Origin of the sequence: Hymenobacter siberiensis (genome assembly GCF_018967865.2) — a bacterium.
In the GTDB taxonomy this organism is placed as follows: Bacteria; Bacteroidota; Bacteroidia; order Cytophagales; family Hymenobacteraceae; genus Hymenobacter; species Hymenobacter siberiensis.
Map to the genome: position 1 here is coordinate 4,114,323 of NZ_JAHLZY020000001.1, position 26,206 is coordinate 4,140,528.

Here is a 26,206-nt window from a genome sequence, read left to right on the forward strand (position 1 = left end):
ACCGCCAGCTTTCGGTTGGCCGATATCTTAATTCTACCGTTTTGATTCCAGTTCGCCAGTTAACGAAGCGTTTTATCCCCTCTTTCACCTGGGCTACCCTGTTGCTGGCCCCGGTTGTGGTGCTGCTGGCTTCCTGCTCGGGTCTGAAATTTGTGCCCGAAGGCGAGCGCCTCTACACCGGCAGCAAGGTGACCATTAAGCCACCGGCCGACGAGAAAACGGTGAACAACCAGAGCGCCCTGCAAACCGAGCTGGTGTCGGTGCTGGGGCCCAAGCCCAATAGCTCCATTCTGGGGCTGCGGCCTAAGCTCTACTTCTGGCACATGGGCATGAACAAGAAAAAAGGCTTGGGCAAGTTCTTCGCCGACAAGTTTGGCGAGCCGCCCATTTACCTGTCGCAGGCCAAGCCCGCCGCCGTGCGCGACCTGATAACCAACCGCCTGCACAACAACGGCTTCTTCAACGGCACCACTTCCTACGAAGTAAAAAAGCAGGAGAAAACGGCCGAAATCGACTACACGGCCCTGCCGGGCAAGGTCTACCGTTTCACGGAGGTCACGTTCCCGCAGGGCGACTCGCTGGTGCGGGCGGCCATTCGGGCCACGCAAGGCGAAAGCCTGGTGAAGGTGGGCGACGCCTATAATCTCGCCACGCTCACCAACGAGCGTGTGCGCATAGATGCCGCCCTGAAGGAGCGCGGCTACTACTATTTCGCGCCGGACTACATCGTTTTCAAGGTTGATAGCACCCTCGACCATAAGGCCACCGTGGACGTGCGCCTCAAGCCCAGCGCGCCGCCCAAGGCCGTACGCCCCTACTGGCTCGACCAGGTGAAGCTGAATACCAGCTACGTGCTCACGGATACCACCATGCGCAACCCCATGCTTTTCCGGGGTTACCAGTATTTTCCGGACGAGGAAATATTTAAGGCGCAGGCCATTACCCGCGCCACCTTCCTGTACCCCGACAGCGTGTTCCGTCGCCACCGCCGCGACCAGACCCTGAGCCGCCTCATGAGCCTGGGCACGTTCCGCTTCGTGGAAATCCGCTTCAAGCCGGCCGCCGCCGGCGACACCACCGTAACCGTACCGGCCGATGCCGTGCCCGGCAGCAACCGCTCGGTGGGCCTGCGCAACCGCCTCGATGCCGAGGTGCTCATGACCCAGCTCAAAAAGAAAAGCCTGCGCGCCGAGGTCCAGCTCACCACTAAAACCAACGGCTTCACCGGCCCGGCCCTGAAAGTGACCTTCCGCAACCGCTCAGCTCTGCGCGGCGCTGAGCAGTTGCTCATCAACGCCCTGGCCTCGACCGAAACCCAGACGGGCGGTGGCAACGGGGCCCTGGGCCTCACCAGCTTCGAGTACGGCATCAACGCCCAGCTGCTCATCCCGCGCCTGGTGACGCCCGATTTGCCGCTGCTCGATGTGAAGCTGCCCAACTCCGACTTCCAGCCCCGCACCAGCATCGCGGTAGGCGTGCGGGCCGTGACCCGCGCCAGCTACTTCTCGCAGAATTTCTTCAACGTGAACTACGGCTACACCTGGAAAACCAAGATAACCAACGAGCAGGAAATCCGGCCCATCGACATTACTTACGTCCAGTTCACCCCTTCCCAGACGTTTACCGAAATCCTGAACACGCCGGAGAAAAGCTTCCTGAAAAGCGCCTTCCAGCAGCAGTTTATCCTGGCCAGCTCCTACCGCTACACCTACAACCAGCAGTCGCTGGAGCAGCGCCGCCAGCAGATTTACTTCAGCGGCCAGATTGAAGGCAGTGGCAACCTGGCCCAGGGCATCGCCACGTCCATTGGCACGCCCAAAGGGCCCTCAGGCGGCAACACCATTCTGGGCAAGGAGTACAGCCAGTACCTCAAGCTCGATTTGGAGGTGCGCGAATACTACCGCATCAGCGCCGACCCCACTTCCGGCAACCGCATTGTGGGCCGCCTGCTGGCCGGTATCGGCAACCCCTACGGCAACTCGCGGGTGCTGCCCTACCCCAAGCAGTACGGAATTGGCGGCCCCAACTCGGTGCGAGCCTTCGCCGCCCGCGGCATTGGCCCCGGCGTGTACCAGGCCCAAACCGCCGACCAAAGAGCCAACCAGTTCTACGACCAGGTGGGCGACATCCGCCTCGAAGGTAACCTGGAGTACCGCCAGGACCTGTTTCCCTACGTGAAAGGGGCACTGTTTGTGGATGCGGGCAATATATGGCTGGTCAACCCCGACCCCGGCCGCCCGGGCGGCGAGTTCAAAGCCAGCTCCTTCCTCAACCAGCTGGCCGTGGGCGCCGGGGCCGGCATCCGCATCGACGTGCAGTTTTTCGTCATCCGCTTCGACCTGGCCTTTCCGATACAGGCACCCTACGGCACGCCCACTAAGCTCAATAATGACGGCACCCGCAGTCCCGATAAAGCGCCCAGGTTAAACCTGGCCATCGGGTACCCATTCTAAGTGGTGAAATGGCGAGGGGGTGAGTTTGATGTTTCAATGGCGTATTTAGCGCAGTTTAAACATCAAACTCACCCCCTCGCCATTTCACCATTTCACCACCTACCGAATTATCGGCATCCGCTCGAACGGCCGCTCACGGTCGAACAGGTAGCGGAACGTGGCGTGGGTTTTCACGATGGTGGCCCCAATGGAGCGCGTGGTCACCAGCATGCGCGGGTTGAAATCGCCAATCCAATTCATTTCAATATCGGCGTAGCCCGCGTCGACGAACGACGGGCGGGCATACGTCAGCATGGCCGCGTCCACGCCCTTGCCCTGGTACTCGGGCACCACGCCGTAGATAATGCCGAACAGGCGCTTGTCCGAGCGGCGCATGAAGCGCCAGCGCGCCCACAGAAAGCGCAGCTTGCCCAGCAGATTCAGCCGGCGGCCTACGTGCCGGAAAATTTGGTTGAGCTCGGGCAAGCTGATGAAAAACGCCACCGGCTCGGAGCCGTGGTAGGCAAACCAGAGCAGGCGCTCGTCCACTACGGGCTTCATTTCCTTCACGATATTGCGGGCCTGGTCTAGCGTCATCGGCTTCACGCCCGAGTGCTTGGCCCAGGCTAGGTTATACACATGATGGAAGTCGTAGGCCAGCTTTTCGGCATCGGCCACGCGGGCGTGCTCAAACCGAAATTCCTTCGCGTGCTCCTGGGCCTGCTGCGCGAAGCGGGCGTGCAGCGGCGCGGCCGTAGTGCGGTAGCAGGTGTATTGCTTGAAGTAGAGCTGAAAGCCATACTGCTCAAACAGCTGCTGATAGTACGGCGGGTGCCAGAACATGCCGTAGTTGGGCGGCCGGTCAAAGCCGTCAATGAGCAGGCCCCAGAGGCGGTCGCGCTCGCCGAAGTTGATGGGGCCGTCCATGGCCTGCATACCGCGCGCGACCAGCCACTGCCGGCCGGCATCAAACAGCTCATTGGCCGCCGACTGGTCATTGATGCACTCGAAAAAGCCCAGGCCGCCAGTGGGCAGGTCGGCGTTCTGCACGTCCACCGCGTCGCGGTTGAGGAAGGCCGCCACCCGGCCGATAACCGTGCCCGTGGCATCGGTCAGCACCCAGCGGATGGCCTCACCGTTGGTAAATTTCGGGTTTTTGACAGGGTCGAAAACGACCTCCATCTCGTTTTCCAGAATCCCGATATACTGCGGCACCGCTTGGTGCAAGCGGGCGGGCAACTCCAAAAACTGCCGCGCCAGGCGGGCATCTGTAACTTCAAGCAGCGGCATAAGCTAAAACAATAAAGGCCCCGCCGGCCAACAAACCACAAGCAAAAAAGGCCCAACGGGGCCGCAAAGAAACGTCCGCGCCGTCGTTCAGGGCCGGCGCAGCACCGTGAGAATAACCGCTCCCCCCACCCGAATGACGTGCACCGGCTGCCCCGCCCTGGCCGGGTACGCCCCCGGATGCCAGCGGTGAATGCTCAGGAAATACCCGCCAGCCGCCGAATCCGGCGGCACGATACGCAGGCGGGCACGGGCGGACGGCGGCAGCATTTTGGCGTTGATGCGCAGGGTCATTTCGGTGCGGCTGTCCATGCTCACGGGTACGGCCGGGCGGGCATCGTGGGCCAGCACCCATTGCAGCCCCTGCTTCACGGAGAGGCCCCAGTAGTCGCGCTCGAAGTTTTGCTCGATAACGTGGCCGGGCAGAAAGCTGAAATAGGCGTACTGGAACGGATGCTCCGTGGCCATGCGCCACGCTACTTGCGCAGTGCCAGCGGCCACGAACAACAGCGCCGCGCCGGCCGCCGCCGGAGCAGGCCGCCAGCGCAGGAAGGCACTACGTTGCTGCCACGCTTGCCAGAGCAGCCGCAAGCCCTGCACCACGAGCAGCACAAAAGCCGGATAGATAAAATAAAGATGCCGCCAGCCATCATAAACGGCCGAATGCAGCACCATCACGCCCAGCAGCGGGCCAAAAAACCAGGCCAGCACCAGCAAATCGCGGCGGCTGGCCGTGCGCCGCAGCCAGCACCCAACTCCGGTTTTCAGCAACCCCCGCCCCTCGCCCACCAGCCCCACCGCGAACAATAGCACGTAGGGCAGCGGCGTAGTGATGAGCAGCCACACTGGCGCATAGTGCCACGGCAAAGCCTGAATCGACACAAACTGCCCCAGGTAAAACACCTCCAGCGGCTTGGCATAATGCCCGAAGCTGCTGAGTGCTGCCCGGAAATTGTCCCAGGGGCTTTCCCACAGGTAGGGCCAGCCCAGCACCACCAGCGCCGCCAGCACGGGCAGGTACAAGGCCAGCATCGCCGCCAGCCCGCGCCGCCGCACCGGCCGCGCCCACATTTCCAGCGCCCCAAAACCCAGCGTGAGCAGCGGCAGCAGCACGCCCATGGCCCGTACGTCGATGGCCGCCGCCGTGGCCAGCGCGTGCACCAGCGCCCGTCCTGCCGTGGGCCGCCGCAGCAGCCGCGTGAGCGTGAGCACGGCCAGCGCAAACAGGCTCAGAAAAACAACGTCCTTATAATTGTAAAACGCCTCGGCGAAGATGCGCGGTGACAGCACCAGCAGCGCGGCGCCCACCAGGCCCCAGCGCCAGTTGCCCAGCCGCGCCCGCCCCAGCCGGTACACACTCCAGGCCCCAACCGCAAACAGCAGGAAACCGGCCAGATGCCGCCGGTACGCCCATTCGGCGGGGTCGGGACCGGGCCGCAGAGCCTCCAGGCCCACCCAAGGCAGCATAAACAACACGCCGTGGTCGGCGTCGCGGTGCCGGCGCAGGTCGGGGATGTCGACCAGGCGGGGCTGGCGGCGGGCCAGCTCAGGGGCGAGTTTCAGGGCCACGTACTTGGCGCTCACGAAGGCGTTGAGGCGCTCGGCAGGCTCGTCCCAGCCCATGCCGTAGTCGCGATGCAGAGCCACACCCAGCAGCGCCAGCAGGCCAAAAAAGACGCCCACCACCCAGCGACGCGAACGAATAAAGGCAGGAAAAACAGAGTCAGGCAAAGCGGCGCGGGGATAAATACGGCATGGAATAGCCACGAATGTAGCCCCAACTACGGTCGTGCCGACACCTCCCGGCCACTACTCATAAAATTTCCGCATCCGCCGGATAGTGGACAGCACCACCCAGTCGCCCAGACGCGGCAGGTAGGTGTGCACCAGCAAGATGAGCCGGCCCAGGGCCGAAATCACGGTGCGCTGCCGCCGCTTCCGCACGTGCCGCACAATGATGGCGGCCACCTCAGCTTGCGATTTCTGCCAGCGCGGCGGGCGGTGCGCAATGGGTACGGGCTGGCCGGCGGCATCGAGTACGCGTTTTTCGGAGTCATTTTGGGTGAAGCCGATGTGGACCACGCCGAAGTGAATGCCGGTATCCACCAGCTCCAACCGCAGGGTGTGGGCCAGGTTGGCCACGGCGGCCTTGCCGGCGCAGTAGGCCGAGCCGCTGGGCATCCCATTCAGCGCCGAAATGGACGAGATAAATGTGACACTGCCCCGCGTGCGCACCAAATGCGGCAGGGCGGCCTTGAGCGGGTAAACTGTGCCGTACACGTTGCTGTCGAGCACCTGCCGAAACACCTCCGGGGCCATGTCGGCGAAGTAGGCCCGCATCGAAATACTGGCGTTGGTTATCAGAATATCGAGCTGACCGAAGTGGTCGAGGGCCGTTTGCACGAGCTGCTCACAAGCGGCGTAGTCGGTTACATCGGCCACGCAGGTTGCTACGGTGTGGCCGGCGGCGGCCAGGTCCTGCCGGGTGTGCTCCAGCCACTCGCCGTTGCGGCCGTTGAGGACCACGGCGGCCCCGCTTTCGCACAATGCGCGGGCCGTTTCGCGGCCAATGCCCGATTCCGAGCCGGTAACAATGGCCACCTTGCCGGCCAGCGGCTCCGGGCGCCTGGCCGGGTTTGAATCAAACATAATGGTTGGTTTTGAACCAGTCGAGCGCCTCAGTTACGGCTTGCCCGATGGCAGTTTGGGGCAGGGCCAGCTCCTGGCGAGCCTTCTGCACGTTAAAATAATGGCCGTCGTTGGCCACGGCCGCCATGGCCGAATTCAGCTGCGCCGGCCGGCCGGTGAGCCACGCTTTCACGTCGCAAATATCACCGTAGAGTACCGCCAGGCCCGCCGGAATGGGCCAGCGCGGTGGCCGCACGCCCAGCACGCCCGCCATTAGTCCAAACGCCTCGCGGTAGCTCAGGTTTTCATTACCCAGAATATACGATTCGCCCACCCGGCCCTGCGTGAGGGCGTTGACGGTAGCCGTGGCCACATCGCGGACGTGCACATAGTTTTTGCCGCCCGGCGGGTAGCCCGGCAGCCGGCCCCGCAACAGCTCCAGCAGCAGGGCATTGGACGTCGGCTTGGCGTCCTGCGGGCCGAGCATGAAGGTGGGATGTACCAGCACGGCCGGCAGCTGCTCCTGCGCCACGGCGCGCAGCACGAGGTCGGTAGCCGCCCGCTTGCTGTCCATGTAGTCGAGGCCGTAGTGCTGGCCGGCGTAGGGCCGGGTTTCGTCGCCGGGGTTTGCTTTGGTACCAAAGCCGAAGACGTTGGCGGTGCCCACGCACACCAGCCGGCGCACGCACGCCTGCCGCGCCAGCCCCAGCACCGCCTCGGTGCCGCCCAGGTTGGCCGCCCACACGGCGGGATTGCGGGCAGGGTTCACCTGGGCCAGCGCCGCCGCGTGAATGATGGCCCCGCAGCCGTCGGCCGCGCCGGCCAGCGTGGCCGGCCGGGTAAGGTCGGCCTCGCGGTATTCGATGCCCCATTCGGCCGGAAACGGCGCGGGCGTGCCGGGCCGCAGCAGCGCCCGCACAGCATAGCCGCGCCGGCACAGCCCAGCCACGAGGTGCCGGCCCAGAAAGCCATTGGCACCGGTCACAAGCACGGTTTCGGCCATTAGTAGGTGTTTAGCATGGCCTTGTAGGTGCGGGCAATTCGCACCGGCGACACCTTGAGAAAATACAGCGAAAAAGCCGTCAGGTTCGCCGCCTGCACGCGCAGCCAGCTGTTGTTCTGGTACTTGCGGGCCGAAACCAGCACATCCTGCGGCACAATCAGAAACGAGGCCACCCGCCGGATGCGCTGGATAATCTCAAAGTCCTCCATCACCACAAAATGCTCGTTGAACCCACCCAGCTGCTGAAACAGCGCCCGCGTAACAAACAGGGTCTGGTCGCCACCCCGGCTCATAATTCCTTTAAAGCGAGTTCCGTAGCTATTAATGCGCAGCAGCGGACGGGTAGAATCGAACCGAAACCGGTAGCAGCCCGCCGCGTGACCCTGCGCCACAGCCTGCCCAAGGGTAGCCACGTAGTCGGGGTGAATGCTCACGTCGGCGTGCACGAAGTAGAGCACGTCGCCGGTGGCGTGGGCAGCCCCGTAGTTCATCTGGAAGGCGCGGCCGGACCGGGGCGGCAGCAGCACGGTGGCCCCGGCCTGGCGGGCCAGTTCGGCGGTGCCGTCGGGGCTGTGGGCATCTACTACCACTATTTCTACCGGGCGGTCGGCGGCGTGGCGGCGCAGCTCGCCCACCAGGCGGGCAATATTGGCAGCTTCGTTGAAGGTGGGAATAATAACACTCAGTTTCATAATCAGGGAAGGGACGAGGGTATAATTTCCTCATTTCGCCGCGCTCGCGCTACTGGCAGCTCTTTGTGCTTACGCAAAGGCCGTGGCCGGAAGTTTGCTACAGGCGAAATCTTTATCGTTACAGTGAACAATGCTGCGCCCCGCTAATCTCGTCAATCGGCACAGCTTTATTTCTCGTATGCTGTAAAATAACGAACCGAGCTGCGTCTATTGCCGCAGCTCGGGCCCACATTCGGGCATCCACGCGCTTTTCAGCCAGTATTTTCCCATGAAAACCACTCCATTTTTCACCATTGCCCTGCTCGGAGCCCTGTTCGTGGACTCATCCGCCTTTGCTTCGGCCCCGGCCCACTCCCTGGCCGGCATGGCTACGGCCAGCCCCGCCGCAGTAGACCATAGCAGCTACGACAAGCTCCTCAAGAAATACGTGAGCGCCAAAGGCCTGGTCAATTACAAGGGCCTGAAGGCGAACCAGCAGGAGCTCAACAGCTACCTCGACCTGCTCAGCAAGAGTGCGCCCGCCGCCTCGTGGAGCAAGGCCGACCAGATGGCCTTCTGGATTAACGCCTACAACGCGTACACCATCCGCCTGGTGCTCGACCACTACCCCGTTTCGAGCATCAAGGACATTGGCTCGAAAATCAAGATTCCCTTCGTGACAACGCCCTGGGCCATCAAGTTTTTCAGCATCGGCGGCGAAAAAATGAGCCTCGATAACATTGAGCACGGTATCCTGCGCAAAAAATACAACGACCCGCGCATTCACTTCGCGCTGGTGTGCGCCTCCATGTCGTGCCCCAGCCTGCGCCCCGAGGCCTATACCGCCGCCAAGCTGGAAAGCCAGCTCGACGACCAGGCCCGCGATTTCCTGAACAACCCCGCCAAGAACAAAATCAGCGTCGCCAGCGCCCAGCTTTCCAAGTATTTTGACTGGTACAAGGGCGACTGGGAGAAGAACGGCCAGTCGGTAGAGAAGTGGGTAAACAAGTATTCGACCACCAAAATCGACGCCAAAACCAAGGTTTCCTACCTCGACTACAACTGGAGCCTGAATGAGCAATAGGCCCTACCGGGTACCACTCCGCGCCGGCCAGCTGCTGGTGCTATTGTGGCTGGGGCCGGCCGGCGCCGCGCACGCCCAGGCCCTGCCGGGTACAACCCCGCGCCCGGCGGCCCCCACCGAAACCCGCCACTACGCCATTGAGGTGGCCGGCCTGCGCGTGGGCACCATGACGGCCACGCGCCAGCCCCAGCCCGGCACCACCGAAGTAGTTTCCACGCTCATCAGCGATGTGCAGGTTACGTTTCTGTTCTACCACCTGAAGATTTACTACAAGGTTACCAACCGCGTGCGGGGTGGCCAGCTACAGCTTTCCACGGTGGAGGCGCACACCAACCAGGGCGATTTTTCGTCCCGTGCCGAGTGGAAAGGCGACCATTACGACATTCGCGCCGACCAATACAAGCACCATTATCAGGCCACCGAAAAGCACCCCATCACCTACACCGTCACGGACATGTTTTTTGGTGAGCCCGGCGGCCATACCACCGCCTTTGCCGAATATTTCGGCGATTATTTCACCGTGGCCCATGCCCCCGATGGCACCTACCGCGCCCACCGCGACGGCCGCGAAGACGAGTACCGCTACGCCAACGGCCAGCTGGTAACGCTCATCAAGAAGAACCCGCTGAAAAACTTCGTTATCCGCCTGCTGCCGTAGCCCAAAAAAAACAGCCAACTGGTATTGCTACCAGGTGGCTGTTTTTCGGTGTGGGAAGTAAAGGATTCGAACCTTCGACCTCTGGCGTGTGAAGCAAGCGCTCTAAACCAACTGAGCTAACCTCCCAAATAATACTTGGCTAACAAGCAGCCAAGGGGTTGATTTAAACCAACGTTTAAATCAGAATAAAAACAGCCACCTAGTTTCTAACCTAAGTGGCTTTTTTTCAGTGTGGGGGATACTGGGTTCGAACCAGTGACCCTCTGCTTGTAAGGCAGATGCTCTGAACCAGCTGAGCTAATCCCCCGAGTAGTTGTTTCCGTTTGGGATTGCAAAGATGGGGGGACTTTTTGGAAACACAAAACCTGCTGCTGCATTTGGGCGCATATTTTTTTGTTTTTCGCCCAAATCCGGCAGCAACAAATTCATTTTCAGCGCAAGAAAATTTCGGATAATTTTAGAAAAAACTTGTTTTACCAGCCCTAATCACCGGAGGCAACGTATTCCGGGCCGCTTCGTTAACGAGTTAAAAAACCTTTCTCACTCAGTACTCGCTTCCCGATGGATACCAAACTCCTCCAGAATTATTCGGAACAGGAAAAAACTGCTTACCTGAGCGCCATTGCCAGCCTGGCTACTGCCGACCGGCAGGCCTCAGGAGCTGAAGGGCAATTCCTGCAGGCGCTGGCGCAGCAGGCCGGCCTCTCGGGCGGGGCCACCCAGCAGGTGATGGCCGCCGCCCAGGATGCTAATAACCAAAGCATCCAGCAGAATCTGGACGTGCTTAAGAACAGCGACTTGCGCTTCTCGCTCGTTACCGACCTCATCAGCTTCGCGCGTGCCGATGGCTCCTATGCCAACGACGAGGAAGCTATGATTAGCAAAATGGCCCAATACCTCGGCATCAACCCCGAGCAGAAGCAAACCCTCGAAACAGTCGTCGACCAGGCCGCCAGCGTGCCCCACGACCCGCAGGACCCAGCCAAAACCGGCTTCCTGAACGGTATTGGCGACAAACTTTCCAGCGTGGGCATTCCCAAAGGTGCCCTCATGGCTGGCCTGCTGGGGGTGGTAGCCCCCATGGTAATTTCAAAAGTAATGGGCGGCGGCAGCCAGAACGGCTACGGCAACCAAAGCAGCTCCGGCGGCGGCCTGCTCAGCAGCGGCATGGGTGGCCTGCTGGGTGGCGCGGCCCAGAGCGGCATGGGTGGCCTGCTGGGTGGCTTGCTCGGCGGCGGCATGCTGGGCGGGCTGCTGGGCGGGAGCAACTCCAACGAAACGGCCAATCTGCCACAGCAGGGCTCGGCCATCGGCAGCGGTGGGCTGGGCTCGATGATGTCTATTCTGGGCGGCCTGGGTGGCCGGCCCAACTCGCAGCCGGCCAGCGCGGGCGGCTCGGGTCTGGGTGGACTGCTGAACGGCGGCCTGGGCGGAATGCTCGGCGGCCTGTTTGGTGGCCGGTAGCATCCTCGCCGAATCAGCAAGAAACTAAAAAAGGCTTGCCAACCGGTAAGCCTTTTTTAGTAGGGTAGCCATCACTTCGGTTCGCCGTTGTGGAGCGGCGGCAGCCGGCCTTCCCGGCTCAGGCTTTGTCGGCGGAGGCCACCACCATGGGTGCGCCGGCGAAAGAGCCACCGTGCTGCTCCACCACTTCCACAATGCTGTAGTTGAGGTCTTCTTTCACGTTGAGGTATTCGTCGTAGCTCGTGGTTTGCACGAAGTATTGCACGGTCACTTCCTTGCCGGCAGGCGTGAGGGCACTAAACTTCATTTGGGCGTCGGGGGTCACGAGTGGGTGCGCCTGCATAGCCGCCACGGCGGCCGCGATGATGGCGTGGAGCTGGGCGCTGGTGGTTTTCTGGTCGAAGGTGAGGGTGAAGCCCACCCGGCGCGAGGTGCGCAGCGAGAGGTTATCGAGCGGCTTGTCAATCATGCTTTTGTTGGGCACGGTGACGTAGCTTTTCTCGGCCGTACGCAGGCGGGTGCTGCGGAAACCGATTTTTTCCACGGTACCGCTCACGCTGCCGGCAGTCACGAGGTCGCCCACGCCGAAGGGCTGGTCGAGGAAGATGGTGAACGAGGCGATGAGGTTTTCGAGGCTTTCCTTGGCCGCGAAAGCCACCGCCAGCCCGCCAATGCCCAGGCCGCCGATGAGGGCTGTGACATTCACCCCAAACACCTGCCCCAGCGCCACCAGCACCGCGATGATGATGAAAAACACTTTCAGCAAGTCTTTAGCGAAGGGTAGGAACTGGTTGTCGAGGCGCGTGGGGCCGTGGGCTGTCGTGCGTAGCGCCGCCCGGCGGGCCATCACTAGCAGGGCAAAATCGACGAGGCGCAGGGCCACCCGCGCCGCCGCTACGATGAAGGCCAGCGCCAGAATGCGCAGCAGCAGCACCTCGTGCCAGGGCAGCACGCCCGGGCCGGCCGTGGGGCTGTGCGGATACATCAGCGTGGCTCCGGCCAGCTGCAGCGTCACCACCAGCAGCAGCGTAGACAGCGGCTGGATGAGCAGCTCGTGCAGCTCGTCTTCCGTTACGCCGGCGGTGTAGCGTTTGGTGAGGGAAAACAGCAGCTTGCTCAGTAACCGCGAAAAAAGGCGTCGGAACGCGCTGCCTACCAGCAGGATGAGCGTCGCGATGAGGTATTGCCCGAGCGTGTTGCCCAGTATTTCATAGCTCAGAAAGGGAGGTAGCGTCATGTATGGGTTTGCTGAATTCAGAACGCGATGCTGAGCGTAGTCGAAGCATCGCCACCATGCGAGTAATTACTACTGCGGTAGCGATGCTTCGACTGCGCTCAGCATCGCGTTCTTTTTGCTTTATGACGTTCGTTTGGGGCAGCCGGTTACGAGACGGGGGCCTTCCCTACTTGGCCCGGATGGCAATTACCGGGTCCAGATTAGCAGCCAGCACGGCGGGCACAATGCCGGCGATGATGCCGATGGCCACCGAAATAAGCAGCCCCAGCATCACCCGGGCCGCCGACATGGTGAGCGGCAGGGCATCCTGCGGAATCAGGGTCACGAGCCACACCAGCGCAATGCCCGCCGCGCCCCCAATCAGGCACAGAAATACGGCTTCGAACAGAAATTGAAACAGGATAAAGAAGTTCTTGGCCCCCAGCGACTTCTGAATTCCGATGATGTTGGTGCGCTCGCGCACGCTCACAAACATGATGTTGGCAATGCCGAAGCCGCCCACCAGAATGGCGAATGAGCCGATAACGCCCCCCACCAACCCAATGACGCTGAAGAGCTTGCCCACGGCCGAGGCAATCATTTCGGGCCGGTTCAGGGCGAAGTTGTCATCTTCGCGGGGCTTCAGGCCGCGGATGTTGCGCATAACGCCGCGCATTTCGTACTCCAAATCGAGCAGTCCCTCGTCCTGGTCGCGGCCTTTCACGGCAATGCTGGCGCTGGGACCACCGCCGAAGCCGGTGGTGCTGAGCGCAAACATTTTCATGAACATCGGGAACGGAATGATGCAGTTGGCGTCGTTGCTGGAAATGGTGATGAGTTTTTTGCCTTCCTTTTCCATCACGCCAATCACCGTGAAGTTCTGGCCGCGTGCCTTGAACTGCCGGCCCAGCGCATTGCCGTTCGGAAACAGGTTTTCGGCAATGGTGGCCCCGATGATGGCTACGGGCCGGGCGGCGTCCATTTCCTGGTTGGTGAAGTAGCGGCCTTCCTTGATGGGCACGTTGCTCACCACGCGAAAATCGTAGCTCACGCCCTGCAGTACGCAGTCGGACACCGAGTTAGATCCGGATTTCAGGGTGTTGCCGCTATTGGCGGCGAAGATGGCAATGCCTTTGTTATTGGGGCCCAGCTGCTGGCGCAGCTGCTGGTATTCGCGCGGCGTGGGCACGGGCCGCTGGAAATACTTCCACCATGGAAAATCGGAACTAAACTCAAAGGGCCATTTCTGCACGTAGATAATCTTGTCGCCCACAAAGTCGAGGCTACTGCGCACGTTGGCCTCCAGCGAATCGACGATGGTGAAGACGGCAATGATGGCAAAGATGCCGACCGTGACGCCCAGCAGCGACAGAATGGTACGCAACAGGTTGGATTTCAAAGCATCCCAGGCAAACAGAAAGCTTTCGAGGGTGAGGCGCAGGTTCAGCATAAGGGAGGGCGGACACGGATAAAGCTGCTTCCGAGCTCAAAAGACGGAAACCTACGGGGAAGTTGCGCCGACGAGGGCTTGCGGCTATCGTCCATCTGTCATCCTGAGCTTGCGAAGGACCTTATCACGTTTGAGCAGTTTGGATTAATTCAGGCCGAGCAAACCTACCAAGGTCCTTCGCTGCGCGGAGGCCAGATTAAAGGATGACAGATGGATAAGGAACGAACCGTTTTCACCAAAAAAACAATATCCAAATAAAAGCCGTACTTTTGCCTCCCCAAATTTCCGTATATTCCCCCAAATACTGCCCTATGGCGATGAAATTGCACGAGTTCAAATTTGAACTCCCTGAGGAGCTGGTGGCATTGCACCCCGCCCGCAACCGTGACGAGAGCCGCCTGATGGTGGTGCACCGCGCCACTGGCCAAATTGAGCACCGTAACTTTAAGGATATTCTCGACTATTTCAGCGAGGGCGATGTAATGGTGTTCAACGACACCAAGGTTTTCCCGGCCCGCCTCTACGGCAATAAGGAAAAAACCGGTGCCAAAATCGAGGTTTTCCTGTTGCGCGAGCTGAACAAGGAGCTCCGCCTGTGGGACGTGCTGGTGGACCCCGCCCGCAAAATCCGCGTCGGCAACAAGCTGTACTTCGGCGAGTCGGACATGGTTGCCGAAGTAATTGACAATACGACTTCGCGCGGCCGCACCATCAAATTTTTGTTTGATGGCACCGACGAGGAGTTCCGTAAGGCGCTGTACGAGCTGGGCGAAACCCCGATTCCGAAAGAGGTTATCAACCGCGAAACCGAGCCCGCCGACAAGGAGCGCTACCAGACCATCTACGCCGAGAACATTGGCGCCGTGGCGGCTCCTTCGGCCGGCCTGCACTTCACCCGCGAGGTGATGAAGCGCATGGAAATCAAGGGCATCGAGCCGGCGTTTGTGACGCTGCACGTGGGCCTGGGCACGTTCCGCACGGTAGATGTGGAAGACCTGACCAAGCACAAAATGGACTCGGAGAACTTCATCGTGACGGCTCCGGCCTGCGAGATAGTGAACAAGGCCCTCGATACCAAGAAGAAAGTGTGCGCCGTGGGCACCACCACCGTACGCGCCATGGAAGCCTCGGTGTCGGCAAATGCCCGCATGAAGCCCACGCAGGGCTGGATTGACCGGTTCATCTTCCCGCCCCACGATTTCAAAATCGCGAACTGCATGCTTACCAACTTCCACATGCCGGAGAGCACGCTCATCATGCTGGCGGCGGCCTTCGCCGGCTACCCCCTGATGATGGAAGCCTACAAGCAGGCCATCAAGGAGAAGTACCGCTTCTTCAGCTACGGCGACGCGATGCTGATTCTGTAGTTTTTGGGGACTTAGAGGCTTCGGGACTTGGTTTTTTTCCGGCCCGTCTTTCCTATTGACTGACTACTGACTTTTTTGAGCGCCGCTTTTTTTGAGCGCCGATGTTCTTTCCGGAACGTCGGCGCTTTTCTTTTGTCAGAACTTCGCACCAATGAAACCCAAGTCCCCAAGTTCCCAAGACCCTAAGTCCCTTTACAACCAAGTCCCCAGGTTTGCCATTCTGGTGGCGGGCGGCAGCGGCACCCGCATGGGGGCCGACCGGCCCAAGCAGTTTTTGCTGCTGCGCGGCGAGCCCGTACTGCTGCACACACTGCGCCGCTTTGCCGAGCCAGCCCTGGGCGTGGCGGACATTGTGGTGGTGCTGCCCGCCGACCAGCTTGATATCTGGCAGGCGCTATGCGCGCAGTTCAGCATTGCTGTTCCGCACCGGCTGGTGGCGGGCGGGGCCACGCGCTGGGCCTCGGTGAAGGCGGGCCTGGCGGCGCTACAAGGGCACCCCGAAGGCTTGGTGGCGGTGCACGATGGCGTGCGGCCGCTAGTGTCGCGCCTGGTGGTGGAACGTACCTACGCCGCCGCCGCCACCCACGCCGCCGCCGCTGCCGCCGTGATGCCCAAGGACTCGGTCCGACTGGTGTCGCAGCACGACTCGGCGGCCCAGAACCGCAGCCGCCTGCGCCTGATGCAAACGCCTCAAACCTTCGAAATCGACCTGCTGCGCCGCGCCTACGCCATGCCCGAACTGGCCACCTTCACCGACGACGCGACGGTGGTAGACGACCTGTGCCGCGTGCAGCTGGTAGAAGGCGACTATCGCAACCTGAAAATAACGACGCCCGATGACCTAGTGGTGGCCGAAGCCCTGCTGGCAGCGGGCATTTAAACGCAAAAAAGCCGCCCTCATCGGGGCGGCTTTTTTGTTTCGCGCGAAACTCAACCCCGCAACTAGCGCAGGGCAATGGTGCGGGTATGGCCGTTCACGGTGACGGTGGCCACGTTGTCGCAGGTGCCGGTGCCATAGTCCAGCGTCATCGACTTGCTGCTGGTGTTGGTGATGACCGTGGTGCCCTGCACGAAGTATTTGGGGCAGTCGGCGCGCTTGATGAGGGGGTTCTGGATGGTGGCGGTGTAGCCTACATTTTTGCGGTTGGTGCCGGTGGCCGAGCCGGTTACGCTGTACACGTCGTCGGAAACCTGCGGGGTGCCGAAGCCGGCGGTGCGGGTAAAGGTCCAGTTGGCGGTCCAGGAATGGGTGCCGCCATTGTTGGCGCGGATGATGCTGGCGTTGGTCACATCAACGGTGAACGAGCCGCTGCCCATGTCGGTGAAGATACGGGTGGCAGTATGCTGGTTATCGTTCACGAAGTAATCGACGCGGGTAACCACGGCGCCGGCCGTGCGGCGGTTTATGTCGGTGGTGAAGCGCACCAGGATTTTACCGCGGCGGTAGCGGCCATCGGCGCACAGGCAGTTGGTAGTGCCGAAATCGATGGTGAGGGTTTTGGTGTTAAAATCATAGCTGCGGGTGGCGCAGCTGCCGAAGCGGGCGCGGAAATCGGCATCGCCGATGATGTTGGTTGAGCCCTGCACCTGCGGGTCGGTGGGGCCGGCCATCTGGGCGGCTTCGGAGCTCATGCCGGTTTCGGAGTTGTCGTCGGTGCGGTCTTCGGCCGTGGTGATGTCGTCAGTGGGCGTAGCGTCGTTGTTGCGGTTGCAGCCAGTGGTGAGCAGGGCAGCGCTGGCCAGGCAGGCCAGGGCGAAGGAACGGAGAGTTGCGGTACGCATAACGAAGGTGAAAAACGGGTTGGGAATAAAGTGAGAAACAGGACGAAGCACTGCGTTTGTGGTCGGTTGGAAGCGGAAGATACCGCCGGGTTTAAGCGGTCGAAATAAATATTGCGATGCTTTCGGTCAAACCCCATTTTCAGCCGGCCGTATAGCCTGCACGCCCGGCCAAAATAGTCGCGCGCTTTTCGGCCCCCTCATGCATCATTTCCTCCATTCTACTTTCCTGCCGCGCCGGTTTTTCTGGCAGCTGGCGGTTGCACTGCCGTTACTCGGCAGCTGCTCGGGCAACGGCAGCAACGCCGATGCCGTGGACAATGCCATGGCGCAGAACGAGAAAAAAATTGACACCGCCGACATCACCAAGAAGCAGCAGGCCGATGCTGAATTTCTCGTTAAGAGCACCAGCAATGCCTTGCTCGAAGTAGAGCTGGGCAAGCTGGCCCAGGCCCGCGCCACCTCCCCCGCCGTGCGCAGCTACGGGGCCCGCCTGGTACCGCAGCGCCTGGAGCTGCTGGGCACCTTGCGCACCCTGGCCGCCGCCAAGGGACTGACCGTGCCCGCCGCCCTCGGCGGCGATGAGCAGCAGGCCTACCACGAAGCCAGCACCCAACCCGGTACGCAGCTCGATAAATACCTGATGGCCCTGCTGGTGAAAGCCCAGAAGCAGGACGAAGACGCCTTCGACGACATGAGCGATGATGGGTATGACGGCGACATTCGCGGCTTCGCGGCCAAGTTCCACGGGCCGGTGCAGGAACAGCTTGATGCGGCGAAGGATGCGGCCGATGTGGCCGACAAGCTACCATAATCAAACCGATGGGTTTTGAGCCACCGAAACAGATAAAAAAAGCCGCTCCAAGAGCGGCTTTTTTTATCTGTTTCGGCTTGAGCGCGTAAAGAACAAGGATATGATTCCGAGACGGACCCAAAATGGCCCGACTCCTCACACCCAATAGTTCCTCCATGAAAAAGCAATTCAACGTTCTCCTCCTTTCCTTCACCGTCGCGGGCCTTGCCTCCTGCACCGGCTCGCAGGATGCCGTGCAGCAGGCCAACAAAGCCAACGAGCGCCGCAACGAAACCGTGGCCGCCGCCATCGAAACGCCCGAGCAAGTGAAGAAAAGACTTGACTACGATGCCGATTTCGCGGTGGCCGCTTCCAGTAGCAACCAGCTCGAAGTAGCCATCAGCAAGCTGGCCCAGCAGAAGGCCATTGCGCTGGAGGTGAAGGAATGGGCCAAAACCATTGAAACCGAGCACACCAAGATGGACCAGGAGCTGGAAGCCATTGCCGGCCGCGCCAACATTACCCTGCCCCGGATGATGAGCGATGACGACCGCGACCACTACAACGACGTGGACGACCGCAAATACTTCGGCTTCGACAAGAAGTACCTGCGCAGCCTGAAAGATGCCCACGAGCGCGACGTGCAGCGCTATGCCGCCGCCGCCACGCAGCTCAGCAACGCCGAGCTGCGCGCCTTTGCGGCCCAGGCCCTGCCCAACCTGCGCGCCCACCTGCAACAAATCGAAGAGCTGTACAAGCGCGCCGACGAGCGGAAGTAAGCCCCCCTTTCTAACGCTAAAAAGCCAGAGCGCAGCGGCCTTATCGATATCCGATAGGGCCGCTGCGCTCTGGCTTTTTAGCGTTAGAAAGGGGGGCTTACGCCGTAGCGTACTTGCTGGTTTTCAACTCCTCGGCCAGAAAGCGGGCGGTGTGGCCCTTGCCGGACTTGGCCACCTGCTCGGGTGTGCCCTGGGCGACAATCATGCCGCCGGCCGCGCCGCCTTCGGGGCCGATGTCGATGACGTAGTCGGCCACTTTAATCAGGTCGAGATTGTGCTCGATGATGAGGACGGTATTGCCTTTGTCGGCCAGCTTCTGGAGCACGTCCGCCAGGTGACTAATATCCTCAAAGTGCAGGCCGGTGGTGGGCTCGTCGAGGATGTAGAAGGTTTTACCAGTGTCCTTTTTGCTGAGCTCGGTGGCGAGCTTCACGCGCTGGGCCTCGCCGCCGCTTAGCGTGGTGGCCTGCTGGCCCAGCGTGAGGTAGCCGAGACCTACTTCGTTCAGGGTCTTGATTTTACGCAGGATGCGGGGCTGGTATTCGAAGAACTCCACGGCCTTCTCCACAGTCATGTCGAGAATGTCGGTGATGGACTTGCCCTTGAAGCGTACTTCCAGGGTTTCGCGGTTGTAGCGGCGGCCTTTGCAGGTTTCGCAGGGCACGTGCACGTCGGGCAGGAAGTTCATCTCGATGGTGCGGATACCCGCGCCCTCGCAGGTTTCGCAACGCCCGCCCTTCACGTTGAAGGAGAAGCGGCCGGGGCCGTAGCCGCGGATTTTGGCCTCCGCCATCTCGCCAAACAGCTGGCGGATTTCGGTGAATACGCCCGTGTAGGTGGCCGGGTTTGAGCGCGGCGTACGGCCAATAGGCGACTGGTCCACCTCAATCACCTTATCAATAAACTCCAGCCCTTCGATGCCGCTATAAGCCAGCGGCTCGCGCTTGGCGTTGAAGAAATGCTGGTTGAGAATGGGGTACAGCGTGTCGTGGATGAGCGTGGATTTGCCCGAGCCCGATACGCCCGTTACAGCCACCAGCTTGCCCAGCGGCACCTTCAGGGTCACGTTTTTGAGATTGTTGCCCTTCGCACCCTTCAGCACCAAATCCACGCCTTCGCCCTTGCGCTTCTTCTTTTGCATCTCAATGTGCTTCTGGCCACTGAGGTACTGCGAGGTAAGCGAGCCGGAGTTGAAAATCTCCTGCGGTGTGCCCTGGGCCACGATGTGGCCGCCGTGGATGCCCGCGCCGGGGCCAATGTCCAGCACGTGGTCGGCGTGCAGAATCATGTCCTTGTCGTGCTCCACCACAATCACCGAGTTGCCGATGTCGCGCAGGTGCTGCAGGGCCTTGATGAGCCGCTCGTTGTCGCGCTGGTGCAGGCCAATGCTGGGCTCGTCCATGATGTAGAGCACGCCCACGAGCTGGGTGCCAATCTGGGTGGCGAGGCGAATGCGCTGGCTTTCGCCGCCGCTCAGCGTGCGTACCGGACGGTGCAGGTTCAGGTAGTCGAGGCCCACTTCGAGCAGGAAGCCGATGCGCTTGCGGATTTCCTTGAGCAGCTCGCGGGCAATCACGTTCTGGCGGTCGGTCAGGCGGCTTTCCAGCCCCTCAAACCAGGCGGCCAGGTCGTTGAGGTCCATCACCGACAGCTCGCCGATGTGCTTGCCATCCATTTTAAAGTGCAGGCTTTCCTTTTTGAGGCGGTAGCCGTGGCACTCGGGGCAGGGCTGGGCCTGCGCGTACTGCGCAATCCACTCCCGAATGTTGTCAGATTCCGAGTCCATCTGCCGGCGCAGGAAGGGAATAATGCCCTCGAACACCTCATTATACAGGCCCTTGCCGCTGTCGGCCTCGTCCTCCGAAATGCCGTGGAGCAGGGCATGGAGCAGGTCTTCCGATATCTTCTCAATCGGCGTGTTCAGCGTGGCTTTGTTCTTCTTGAGAATGAGCTGGAGCTGCTGAAAAATCCAGATGTCGCGGTACTCGCCCAGCGGCGCGATGCCGCCCCGGCTGATGCTCAGCTTGCGGTCGGGCAGCACAGCTTCTTCCGTAATTTCCTGCACCTCGCCCAGGCCGTTGCAGGTCGGGCACGCGCCGTAGGGCGAGTTGAATGAGAAGGTATTGGGTGCCGGGTCGTCGTAGGCGATGCCGGTGGCCGGGTCCATCAAAAAGCGCGAGAAGAACTGCGGCGTGGCCTTTTTGGCATCGGGGTCGAGCACCAGCATGGTGCCTTTGCCGTGCGTGAGGGCATTCTGCACCGAGCCCGAGAGACGGAACCGGTCCTCCTCCTTCACCAGCAGCCGGTCAATCACGATTTCGATGTCGTGAATCTTGTAGCGGTCCACCTGCATCTTGGGCGTGATGTCGAGGATTTCGCCATCGACGCGCACCTTGGTGAAGCCCAGCTTGGCAATCTTCTGGAAATCTTCGCGGTAGTGGCCCTTGCGGCCCTTCACCACGGGGGCCAGCACCACCAGCTTTTTGCCGTCGAAGTGCTTGAGGAGAAAGTTGATAATCTGGTCGTCGCTCTGCCGAATCATCTTCTCGCCGGTAGCGTAGCTGAAGGCTTCGGCCGTGCGGGCATACAGCAGGCGCAGGAAATCATAGATTTCGGTGATGGTGCCCACCGTGGAGCGCGGGTTGCGCGAGGTGGTTTTCTGCTCGATGCTGATAACCGGCGACAGGCCCTCAATCTTGTCCACGTCGGGCCGCTCCAGCCCGCCCATGAAGCTGCGGGCATAGGCCGAAAACGTCTCCATGTACCGCCGCTGCCCCTCGGCATAAATGGTATCGAACGCCAGGCTGCTCTTACCCGAGCCCGAAATGCCCGTGAACACCACCAGCCGATTGCGCGGAATTTTAACCGTTACGTTCTTCAAGTTGTGCTCGCGCGCGCCGTACACCTCAATGTACTGGGCTTCCAGGTACTGCGAGGCGGGGCTATGGCCGTTAAGCTGACCGTGGACGTGCCCGGTAACGGGGCCGGCCGCCGGGATTTCGGCAATATCACGCACGGCAGCTGCCATTTCGGCCGCCACGGCTACGCCATTAGCAACCGGTTTTTTCTTAGCGGCGGCCGGGGCTTTAGGAGCTTTGGCAACCGGGGTAGCAGTGGATTTTTTGGCCATTCAGAAACGCAGCGAATAAGTTCGCAAAAGTACGGAAAGCGCCGCCCGATAGCTAGCCCGGGCAACGAGATAAGACGAGGACTGACGCCGCCGGGCGTCGGGGTACAACCCCAAACGGGGGGTATTTGTCCCCAGCAATCCCACGGAAAATAAATAGGCGTTGATTTTGGGCAATTGGGCGAATGTTTTGGCCCAACCACCGGCTGGCCGGGCACTCTGGCACTTGCCTTGCATCTATTAAAGTGGCAGCACCGTTATGGGCCAGCTTACTTTTATAGGACTTACGCACTTCAAAAGCTGTGTAACCTGAAAATCAACGACTTACATTCAAGACGCATGTTTGTTATATTGCTGTTTTTCAGTTAGTTAGTGCTTCAAATGCGTAAGTCCTATTTTATCAATCTCTTACCATGAAACCCCTCGCAAAATTTATTGGCGCGGCCCTGGTGGGCGCGTTTGCGCTGTTTACGGCCCCGGCCGCTCAGGCCCAGGTGGGGGTAAATATTAATATTGGCACCCCGGCCTGGGGGCCGCAGGTTCCCTACGGCACGCAGTATTACTACATCCCCGAAATCGACGGCTACTACGACCTCTACAACCAGCAGTACATTGTGTTTCAGGACGGCTACTGGGTGCCGCTGCCGCAGCTTTATGGCTACGACCCCTACCAGTTCCACCCCGTTATTGTGGACTATCGCGGGGCCCAGCCCTGGCTGCGGGTTGATTACTACCGCCAGCGCTACGCCTACCGGCCCTACCGTAACTACGGCCCTAGCCCGGGCTACTACAACCGTGGTTACGGCAATAGCTACGGCCGCCCCCGCTACGACACCCGCGGTGGCTACTCCAACGGCCGCAACTACGGCGACCACGACCGCGACGACCGGGGCGGCTACCGGGGCAACAACAATCGGGGCAATGACCACGATGACCGAGGCGGCCGTTGGGGCAACGACAATCGGGGCAACGACCGTGACAACCGCGGCCATTACTCCGGCGGCAACAATACTCCGCGCAGCAATCCGATGCCCCAGCAGCCCACGCAACAGCCCCAGCAAGGGGACGGGGGCTACAATCCCGGCCAAGGCGGCGGTAACAACGGCGGCGGACGCGGCAACGACGGCGGCGGACGCGGCAACGACGGCGGCGGACGCGGCAACGACGGCAACCAAGGTGGCGGCCGGGGCCACGGCCGAGATTAAACTTCAAATTCAGCCCGTACCAACCCACTTGGGTTAAACCCAGTATAGGGCCATCCGGCATTGCCTGTACGGCACCGAATACTCTTATTTTCAACCAACCCAACACACTCATGAAATTGCTTCCCACCCTATTGTGCGCCGTACTGCTTGGCGGGGCTGCCCTCGCGGTCACCCCAGAGGCGCATGCCCAGATTAATATCAATATCACGCCGCCCAACTGGGGCCCGGCCGTGCCGCAGGGCGCCCAGTATTACTACATCCCCGAAACTAATGGTTTCTACGATGTACCGGCCCGCCAGTACGTGGTATCACGCAATGGCAAATGGGTTCGGACGGCCACGCTGAGCGGCTATAACACCGGCAACTTTCACCCCGTAGTGGTCGATTACGTGGGTGCGCAGCCCTGGGTGCGCTACGAAGAGTATAAGGTGAAGTACCCCAAGCACGGCAACCCCTACGGCCACGCCAAGAAGCTCAAAAAAGGCACCGTACTGGTGCCCGTCGGCGGCACCTATTACGTGGAAGAACACGGCAAAAAAGACAAGCAGGACAAACACGAATACGAGCACGACAAACACGAATACGAGCACGACAAACACGAATACGAGCACGACAAACACGAGTATGAGCACGAAGGCAAAGGCCACGGCAAAGGCAAAGGCAACCACTAGCCCTGCCGGCCCTTTGACACTGGCCAGCGCACTTTTCTGACCATAAAAGAAGCGCTTCTCTTATGGTCAGAAAAGAGGCTCTTTTATGTTTTGAGTCTGGTTTGCATTAGGAAGACTATCTGGCTAACCCCGGACAATCTTTTCCGTTTTTTCCATTTTTCCGCTATGAAATACCATCAGCCGCTCCTCGCCCTTGCTTTCGGTGCTTTTGCCGTTTTCGCAACTCCCGCCCCTGCTCAGGCCCAGGTAAATGTTGATGTGAACGTGGGGCGCCCCGCCTGGGGTCCGGCCGTGCCGCAAGGCACCCAGTTCTACTACATCCCCGAAATTGACGGGTACTACGACCTCTACGCCCAGCAGTACATCGTGTACCGCAATGGCCAGTGGCTGCCCGTGGCCGTGGTGGACGGCTACGACCCCTACCAGTTCCACCCCATGGTGCTCGACTACCGGGGCCGCCAGCCCTGGGTGTACGTGGGCGCGCACCGCGACCGCTACCCCCGCCGCGTAGTGGTGGTGCAGCCCCGCCCCGTGATAGTACGCCAGCGCGGCCTTCCCCCCGGCCAGGCCAAAAAGCTTTACCGGGAAGGCTACCGCGAAGGCCGTGAGGATGACCGCGGCCGCGGAAACGGCCGTGGCAACGGCAACGGTCATGGCAGGGGCCACGACCGCGACTAAGCGAATGTGATGCCATCAGAAGCGAAGAAAGCTGCCCATGTGGCTTGTCCTTGCCCGGATTTATTTAACGGCTATCGAACAGTAGACAGTTGCTCCGGTCCGACCGCCTAGGCGGTCGGACCGGAGCAACGGCTCCAGATTTAGAAAAGGCTGCCCATATGGGCAGCCTTTTTTGTTGAGGGCCCGGGTTTATTCCGCGTTTTCGTCCAACGTGGCCCAGTCGGTTTCGGGGCTGATGCTGGCCGGATTGGGCATTGCATTCCGGCCCAATAGCTCGGTGATGTAGAGCATCGCCGTGTCGCGGCCCATGCCGGCCACGGCCACGATGCGGCCCGCCTGCACGTAAAACGCCAGGAAATTCTGCTGCGCTACTACACCATGATATATGATTTCGTCCCACTGCTCGGCGTGGCCGGCGTAGCGCAGGCTCTTGCCAAACTGCTGCGTCCAGAAAAACGGAGCGGCGGTGAATGCTTCCTGCCGGCCCAGCATGTTGCGGGCGGCAGTATGGCCGTGCTGCTGGGCCAGCCGCCAGTGCTCGATGCGGGTGGGCGCGCCACCGGGCGCCAACGGGAAGCGGGCGATATCACCGGCGGCATACACGTTTTCGGCGGCCCGCAGCTGCGCATCAACCGGCACGCTACCGTCTTTTCCAAGGTCGAAAACATCTTTCAGAAACCCGGTGGCCGGGCGCACGCCCACGCCCAGCACCACGGCCTCGGCGGGCAGAATTTTGCCCGATTTCAGCTGCACGCCGCTTACGTGGCCGCCTTCGCCCAGGAGGGCCGTTACCTCGGCTTCGGTTTCAAACCGCACGCTTTTCTCTTCGTGCAGCTGGCGGAACATCTGCCCGATTTCCGGCCCCAGTACCCGCTCAAACGGCACTTTTTCCTGCGCCACCACGGTCACCTGCCGCGTTTCGCTGACGAGACTGCTCGCGGCTTCCATGCCAATAAAGCTGGAGCCGATGACGACCACCTGCTTTGCCTCCTTGGTGGCTTCCAGAATGGCATCTGCATCGGCCTGGGTGCGGAGGGTGTGCACGCCGGGCAGGTCGTGGCCCGGCAGCTTGGGCAGCGTGTTGGGCGTGCCGCCGAGGGCCAGCAGCAGCTGGTCGTAGCGCAGCGGCGGGTGGTTTTCAAAGTGGATTTCCTGCTTTTTCAGGTCTAAGCCGGTGGCCTGGGTGTTGGTCAGGAGCTCAATGCGCTGCTGCTGGTAGAACTCGGGCTGGCGCAGCGGCAGCGCGGCAGGTTTCGCCTTGCCGGCCAGGTAGGCTTTGCTGAGCTTGGTGCGGTCGTAGGGTGCGGCTTCATCAGCCGACACCATGACTAGGCGTCCTTTAAATCCTTCGCGGCGCAGCGTCTGGGCGGCGTATTGGCCCGCCGCCCCGCCGCCGATGATGACCAAGGTGCGGGCATCGACGGGCGCTTGGGCTAGGGCGGCGGGAGGGGTGCCACCTACTTCGGCAGTGGGAGTAGCGGCGGGCTTCTCGGTGCTGGCGGGTGGGCTGTCGGGCAGCTGCACCCAGATGCGGCCGTCGGCCTCGCGCACGGCGAAGGCGGGCAGGTCGTCGAGAGCGGGCGGCTCGCAGAGGTGGCCGCTCTCGAGTTTGAAACAGGCGTGGTGCCAAGGGCAAATCAGCTTCCCTCCCACTACCCGGCCCTTCTCGAGCGGCGCGCCGTAGTGCGGACAGTGCGCGGCAAAGGCGTGGACGCGGCCCTGCTGACGGGTGAGCAGTACCTGGGGGCCGTCATTGGGCGTGGGAAAGGATTTGAGGCCGCCTTCGGGCAGACTGGCGGAGTCGGTGAGGTCGATTTCGGGAAGCATAGGGGCAAGAGGTTGGTGCTAAGTAGCAACGGACAGCGGGCCGGCAAGGTTAAGCACGCACAAAAAAAGCGCCCCCGGCGGAGGCGC

Annotated in this window: 21 protein-coding genes and 2 tRNA genes; 11 read left to right on the forward strand and 12 right to left on the reverse strand. The window is 61.1% G+C overall.

Features of this window, described 5'->3' with window-relative positions; genetic code table 11:
- Positions 1-41: 41 nt before the first annotated feature.
- Complete coding sequence (gene tamL / locus KQ659_RS18295) at positions 42-2,453, forward strand: translocation and assembly module lipoprotein TamL (protein ID WP_216688081.1); 2,412 nt, start codon at positions 42-44, stop codon at positions 2,451-2,453.
- Positions 2,454-2,552: 99 nt separating this feature from the next.
- Here the strand turns inward: tamL and KQ659_RS18300 are convergent, their stop codons facing one another.
- The 5 genes from KQ659_RS18300 to KQ659_RS18320 all read right to left on the reverse strand — a co-directional run bounded on the left by KQ659_RS18300 (position 2,553) and on the right by KQ659_RS18320 (position 8,042).
- The gene (locus tag KQ659_RS18300) at positions 2,553-3,722 is read right to left on the reverse strand and encodes a hypothetical protein (RefSeq protein ID WP_216688080.1); all 1,170 of its coding nucleotides are present in this window, start codon (positions 3,720-3,722) and stop codon (positions 2,553-2,555) included.
- A gap of 87 nt (positions 3,723-3,809) precedes the next feature.
- Positions 3,810-5,450, reverse strand: coding sequence for a hypothetical protein (locus KQ659_RS18305; protein ID WP_216679763.1), 1,641 nt, complete (start codon positions 5,448-5,450; stop codon positions 3,810-3,812).
- A 78-nt stretch (positions 5,451-5,528) separates the two neighbouring features.
- A complete protein-coding gene (locus KQ659_RS18310) occupies positions 5,529-6,368 on the reverse strand; it encodes an SDR family oxidoreductase (protein WP_216679762.1) in 840 nt (279 codons plus the stop codon).
- The gene (locus tag KQ659_RS18315) at positions 6,361-7,350 is read right to left on the reverse strand and encodes an NAD-dependent epimerase/dehydratase family protein (RefSeq protein ID WP_216685892.1); all 990 of its coding nucleotides are present in this window, start codon (positions 7,348-7,350) and stop codon (positions 6,361-6,363) included. Before KQ659_RS18315 ends, KQ659_RS18310 begins: the two co-directional genes overlap by 8 nt.
- Positions 7,350-8,042, reverse strand: coding sequence for a TIGR04283 family arsenosugar biosynthesis glycosyltransferase (locus KQ659_RS18320; protein ID WP_216679760.1), 693 nt, complete (start codon positions 8,040-8,042; stop codon positions 7,350-7,352). The genes KQ659_RS18315 and KQ659_RS18320 overlap by 1 nt, the downstream gene beginning before the upstream one ends.
- A 364-nt stretch (positions 8,043-8,406) precedes the next feature.
- Between KQ659_RS18320 and KQ659_RS18325 the strand changes: the two genes are divergently transcribed.
- Positions 8,407-9,105 (forward strand): DUF547 domain-containing protein, encoded by a 699-nt coding sequence (locus KQ659_RS18325; RefSeq protein WP_394370837.1) that lies wholly within the window; start codon positions 8,407-8,409, stop codon positions 9,103-9,105.
- Complete coding sequence (locus KQ659_RS18330; RefSeq protein ID WP_226915733.1) at positions 9,095-9,763, forward strand: DUF6134 family protein; 669 nt, start codon at positions 9,095-9,097, stop codon at positions 9,761-9,763. Before KQ659_RS18325 ends, KQ659_RS18330 begins: the two co-directional genes overlap by 11 nt.
- 51 nt (positions 9,764-9,814) lie before the next feature.
- Here the strand turns inward: KQ659_RS18330 and KQ659_RS18335 are convergent.
- Together KQ659_RS18335 and KQ659_RS18340 are read right to left on the reverse strand one after the other, a co-directional pair.
- Positions 9,815-9,889, reverse strand: a tRNA-Val gene (locus tag KQ659_RS18335).
- A gap of 106 nt (positions 9,890-9,995) precedes the next feature.
- Positions 9,996-10,070, reverse strand: a tRNA-Val gene (locus KQ659_RS18340).
- Between the two features lie 254 nt (positions 10,071-10,324).
- Between KQ659_RS18340 and KQ659_RS21605 the strand changes: the two genes are divergently transcribed.
- Complete coding sequence (locus tag KQ659_RS21605) at positions 10,325-11,227, forward strand: TerB family tellurite resistance protein (RefSeq protein ID WP_216685890.1); 903 nt, start codon at positions 10,325-10,327, stop codon at positions 11,225-11,227.
- A 118-nt stretch (positions 11,228-11,345) separates the two neighbouring features.
- Here the strand turns inward: KQ659_RS21605 and KQ659_RS18350 are convergent, their stop codons facing one another.
- A complete protein-coding gene (locus KQ659_RS18350; RefSeq protein WP_216685889.1) occupies positions 11,346-12,464 on the reverse strand; it encodes a mechanosensitive ion channel family protein in 1,119 nt (372 codons plus the stop codon).
- Between the two features lie 166 nt (positions 12,465-12,630).
- Positions 12,631-13,893, reverse strand: coding sequence for an ABC transporter permease (locus KQ659_RS18355; RefSeq protein WP_216679756.1), 1,263 nt, complete (start codon positions 13,891-13,893; stop codon positions 12,631-12,633).
- A gap of 317 nt (positions 13,894-14,210) precedes the next feature.
- Here KQ659_RS18355 and queA point away from each other — a divergent pair, with 317 nt between their 5' ends.
- Both queA and KQ659_RS18365 read left to right on the forward strand, forming a co-directional pair.
- Positions 14,211-15,260, forward strand: a complete 1,050-nt coding sequence (gene queA / locus KQ659_RS18360) for a tRNA preQ1(34) S-adenosylmethionine ribosyltransferase-isomerase QueA (protein ID WP_216685888.1) — start codon at positions 14,211-14,213, stop codon at positions 15,258-15,260.
- Positions 15,261-15,411: 151 nt separating this feature from the next.
- A complete protein-coding gene (locus KQ659_RS18365; protein ID WP_216679755.1) occupies positions 15,412-16,140 on the forward strand; it encodes a 2-C-methyl-D-erythritol 4-phosphate cytidylyltransferase in 729 nt (242 codons plus the stop codon).
- 62 nt (positions 16,141-16,202) lie between these two features.
- Here the strand turns inward: KQ659_RS18365 and KQ659_RS18370 are convergent, their stop codons facing one another.
- Complete coding sequence (locus KQ659_RS18370; protein WP_216679754.1) at positions 16,203-17,042, reverse strand: hypothetical protein; 840 nt, start codon at positions 17,040-17,042, stop codon at positions 16,203-16,205.
- Between the two features lie 199 nt (positions 17,043-17,241).
- Between KQ659_RS18370 and KQ659_RS18375 the strand changes: the two genes are divergently transcribed.
- Entirely contained in the window at positions 17,242-17,853 is a 612-nt protein-coding gene (locus tag KQ659_RS18375; RefSeq protein ID WP_216679753.1) for a DUF4142 domain-containing protein, read from the forward strand.
- A gap of 155 nt (positions 17,854-18,008) precedes the next feature.
- Entirely contained in the window at positions 18,009-18,611 is a 603-nt protein-coding gene (locus KQ659_RS18380; RefSeq protein ID WP_216679752.1) for a DUF4142 domain-containing protein, read from the forward strand.
- A 97-nt stretch (positions 18,612-18,708) separates the two neighbouring features.
- Here the strand turns inward: KQ659_RS18380 and uvrA are convergent, their stop codons facing one another.
- Positions 18,709-21,741, reverse strand: a complete 3,033-nt coding sequence (uvrA, locus tag KQ659_RS18385) for an excinuclease ABC subunit UvrA (protein ID WP_226915732.1) — start codon at positions 21,739-21,741, stop codon at positions 18,709-18,711.
- 410 nt (positions 21,742-22,151) lie between these two features.
- Between uvrA and KQ659_RS18390 the strand changes: the two genes are divergently transcribed.
- From KQ659_RS18390 to KQ659_RS18400, 3 genes are all read left to right on the forward strand, one after another.
- Positions 22,152-22,943, forward strand: coding sequence for a hypothetical protein (locus tag KQ659_RS18390; RefSeq protein WP_216679751.1), 792 nt, complete (start codon positions 22,152-22,154; stop codon positions 22,941-22,943).
- A 110-nt stretch (positions 22,944-23,053) separates the two neighbouring features.
- Positions 23,054-23,614 carry a hypothetical protein gene (locus KQ659_RS18395; RefSeq protein WP_216679750.1) on the forward strand — a complete coding sequence of 187 codons (561 nt, stop codon included), beginning with the start codon at positions 23,054-23,056 and terminating at the stop codon, positions 23,612-23,614.
- Positions 23,615-23,779: 165 nt separating this feature from the next.
- The gene (locus KQ659_RS18400) at positions 23,780-24,292 is read left to right on the forward strand and encodes a hypothetical protein (protein ID WP_216679749.1); all 513 of its coding nucleotides are present in this window, start codon (positions 23,780-23,782) and stop codon (positions 24,290-24,292) included.
- A gap of 189 nt (positions 24,293-24,481) precedes the next feature.
- Here the strand turns inward: KQ659_RS18400 and KQ659_RS18405 are convergent, their stop codons facing one another.
- Positions 24,482-26,119 carry an FAD-dependent oxidoreductase gene (locus tag KQ659_RS18405; protein ID WP_216679748.1) on the reverse strand — a complete coding sequence of 546 codons (1,638 nt, stop codon included), beginning with the start codon at positions 26,117-26,119 and terminating at the stop codon, positions 24,482-24,484.
- Positions 26,120-26,206: the final 87 nt, after the last annotated feature.

Bases quoted from the DNA above. Each gene is read 5' to 3' on its own strand.
- KQ659_RS18355 (WP_216679756.1), bottom strand. From the start codon at position 13,893: ATGCTGAACCTGCGCCTCACCCTCGAAAGCTTTCTGTTTGCCTGGGAT.
- KQ659_RS21605 (WP_216685890.1), top strand. From the start codon at position 10,325: ATGGATACCAAACTCCTCCAGAATTATTCGGAACAGGAAAAAACTGCT.
- KQ659_RS18365 (WP_216679755.1), top strand. From the start codon at position 15,412: ATGAAACCCAAGTCCCCAAGTTCCCAAGACCCTAAGTCCCTTTACAAC.
- queA (WP_216685888.1), top strand. From the start codon at position 14,211: ATGAAATTGCACGAGTTCAAATTTGAACTCCCTGAGGAGCTGGTGGCA.
- KQ659_RS18325 (WP_394370837.1), top strand. From the start codon at position 8,407: ATGGCTACGGCCAGCCCCGCCGCAGTAGACCATAGCAGCTACGACAAG.
- KQ659_RS18350 (WP_216685889.1), bottom strand. From the start codon at position 12,464: ATGACGCTACCTCCCTTTCTGAGCTATGAAATACTGGGCAACACGCTC.
- KQ659_RS18320 (WP_216679760.1), bottom strand. From the start codon at position 8,042: ATGAAACTGAGTGTTATTATTCCCACCTTCAACGAAGCTGCCAATATT.
- KQ659_RS18395 (WP_216679750.1), top strand. From the start codon at position 23,054: ATGAAATTGCTTCCCACCCTATTGTGCGCCGTACTGCTTGGCGGGGCT.
- KQ659_RS18405 (WP_216679748.1), bottom strand. From the start codon at position 26,119: ATGCTTCCCGAAATCGACCTCACCGACTCCGCCAGTCTGCCCGAAGGC.
- KQ659_RS18390 (WP_216679751.1), top strand. From the start codon at position 22,152: ATGAAACCCCTCGCAAAATTTATTGGCGCGGCCCTGGTGGGCGCGTTT.
- KQ659_RS18310 (WP_216679762.1), bottom strand. From the start codon at position 6,368: ATGTTTGATTCAAACCCGGCCAGGCGCCCGGAGCCGCTGGCCGGCAAG.
- KQ659_RS18380 (WP_216679752.1), top strand. From the start codon at position 18,009: ATGAAAAAGCAATTCAACGTTCTCCTCCTTTCCTTCACCGTCGCGGGC.
- KQ659_RS18315 (WP_216685892.1), bottom strand. From the start codon at position 7,350: ATGGCCGAAACCGTGCTTGTGACCGGTGCCAATGGCTTTCTGGGCCGG.
- KQ659_RS18330 (WP_226915733.1), top strand. From the start codon at position 9,095: ATGAGCAATAGGCCCTACCGGGTACCACTCCGCGCCGGCCAGCTGCTG.
- KQ659_RS18300 (WP_216688080.1), bottom strand. From the start codon at position 3,722: ATGCCGCTGCTTGAAGTTACAGATGCCCGCCTGGCGCGGCAGTTTTTG.
- KQ659_RS18400 (WP_216679749.1), top strand. From the start codon at position 23,780: ATGAAATACCATCAGCCGCTCCTCGCCCTTGCTTTCGGTGCTTTTGCC.
- uvrA (WP_226915732.1), bottom strand. From the start codon at position 21,741: ATGGCCAAAAAATCCACTGCTACCCCGGTTGCCAAAGCTCCTAAAGCC.
- KQ659_RS18370 (WP_216679754.1), bottom strand. From the start codon at position 17,042: ATGCGTACCGCAACTCTCCGTTCCTTCGCCCTGGCCTGCCTGGCCAGC.
- KQ659_RS18375 (WP_216679753.1), top strand. From the start codon at position 17,242: ATGCATCATTTCCTCCATTCTACTTTCCTGCCGCGCCGGTTTTTCTGG.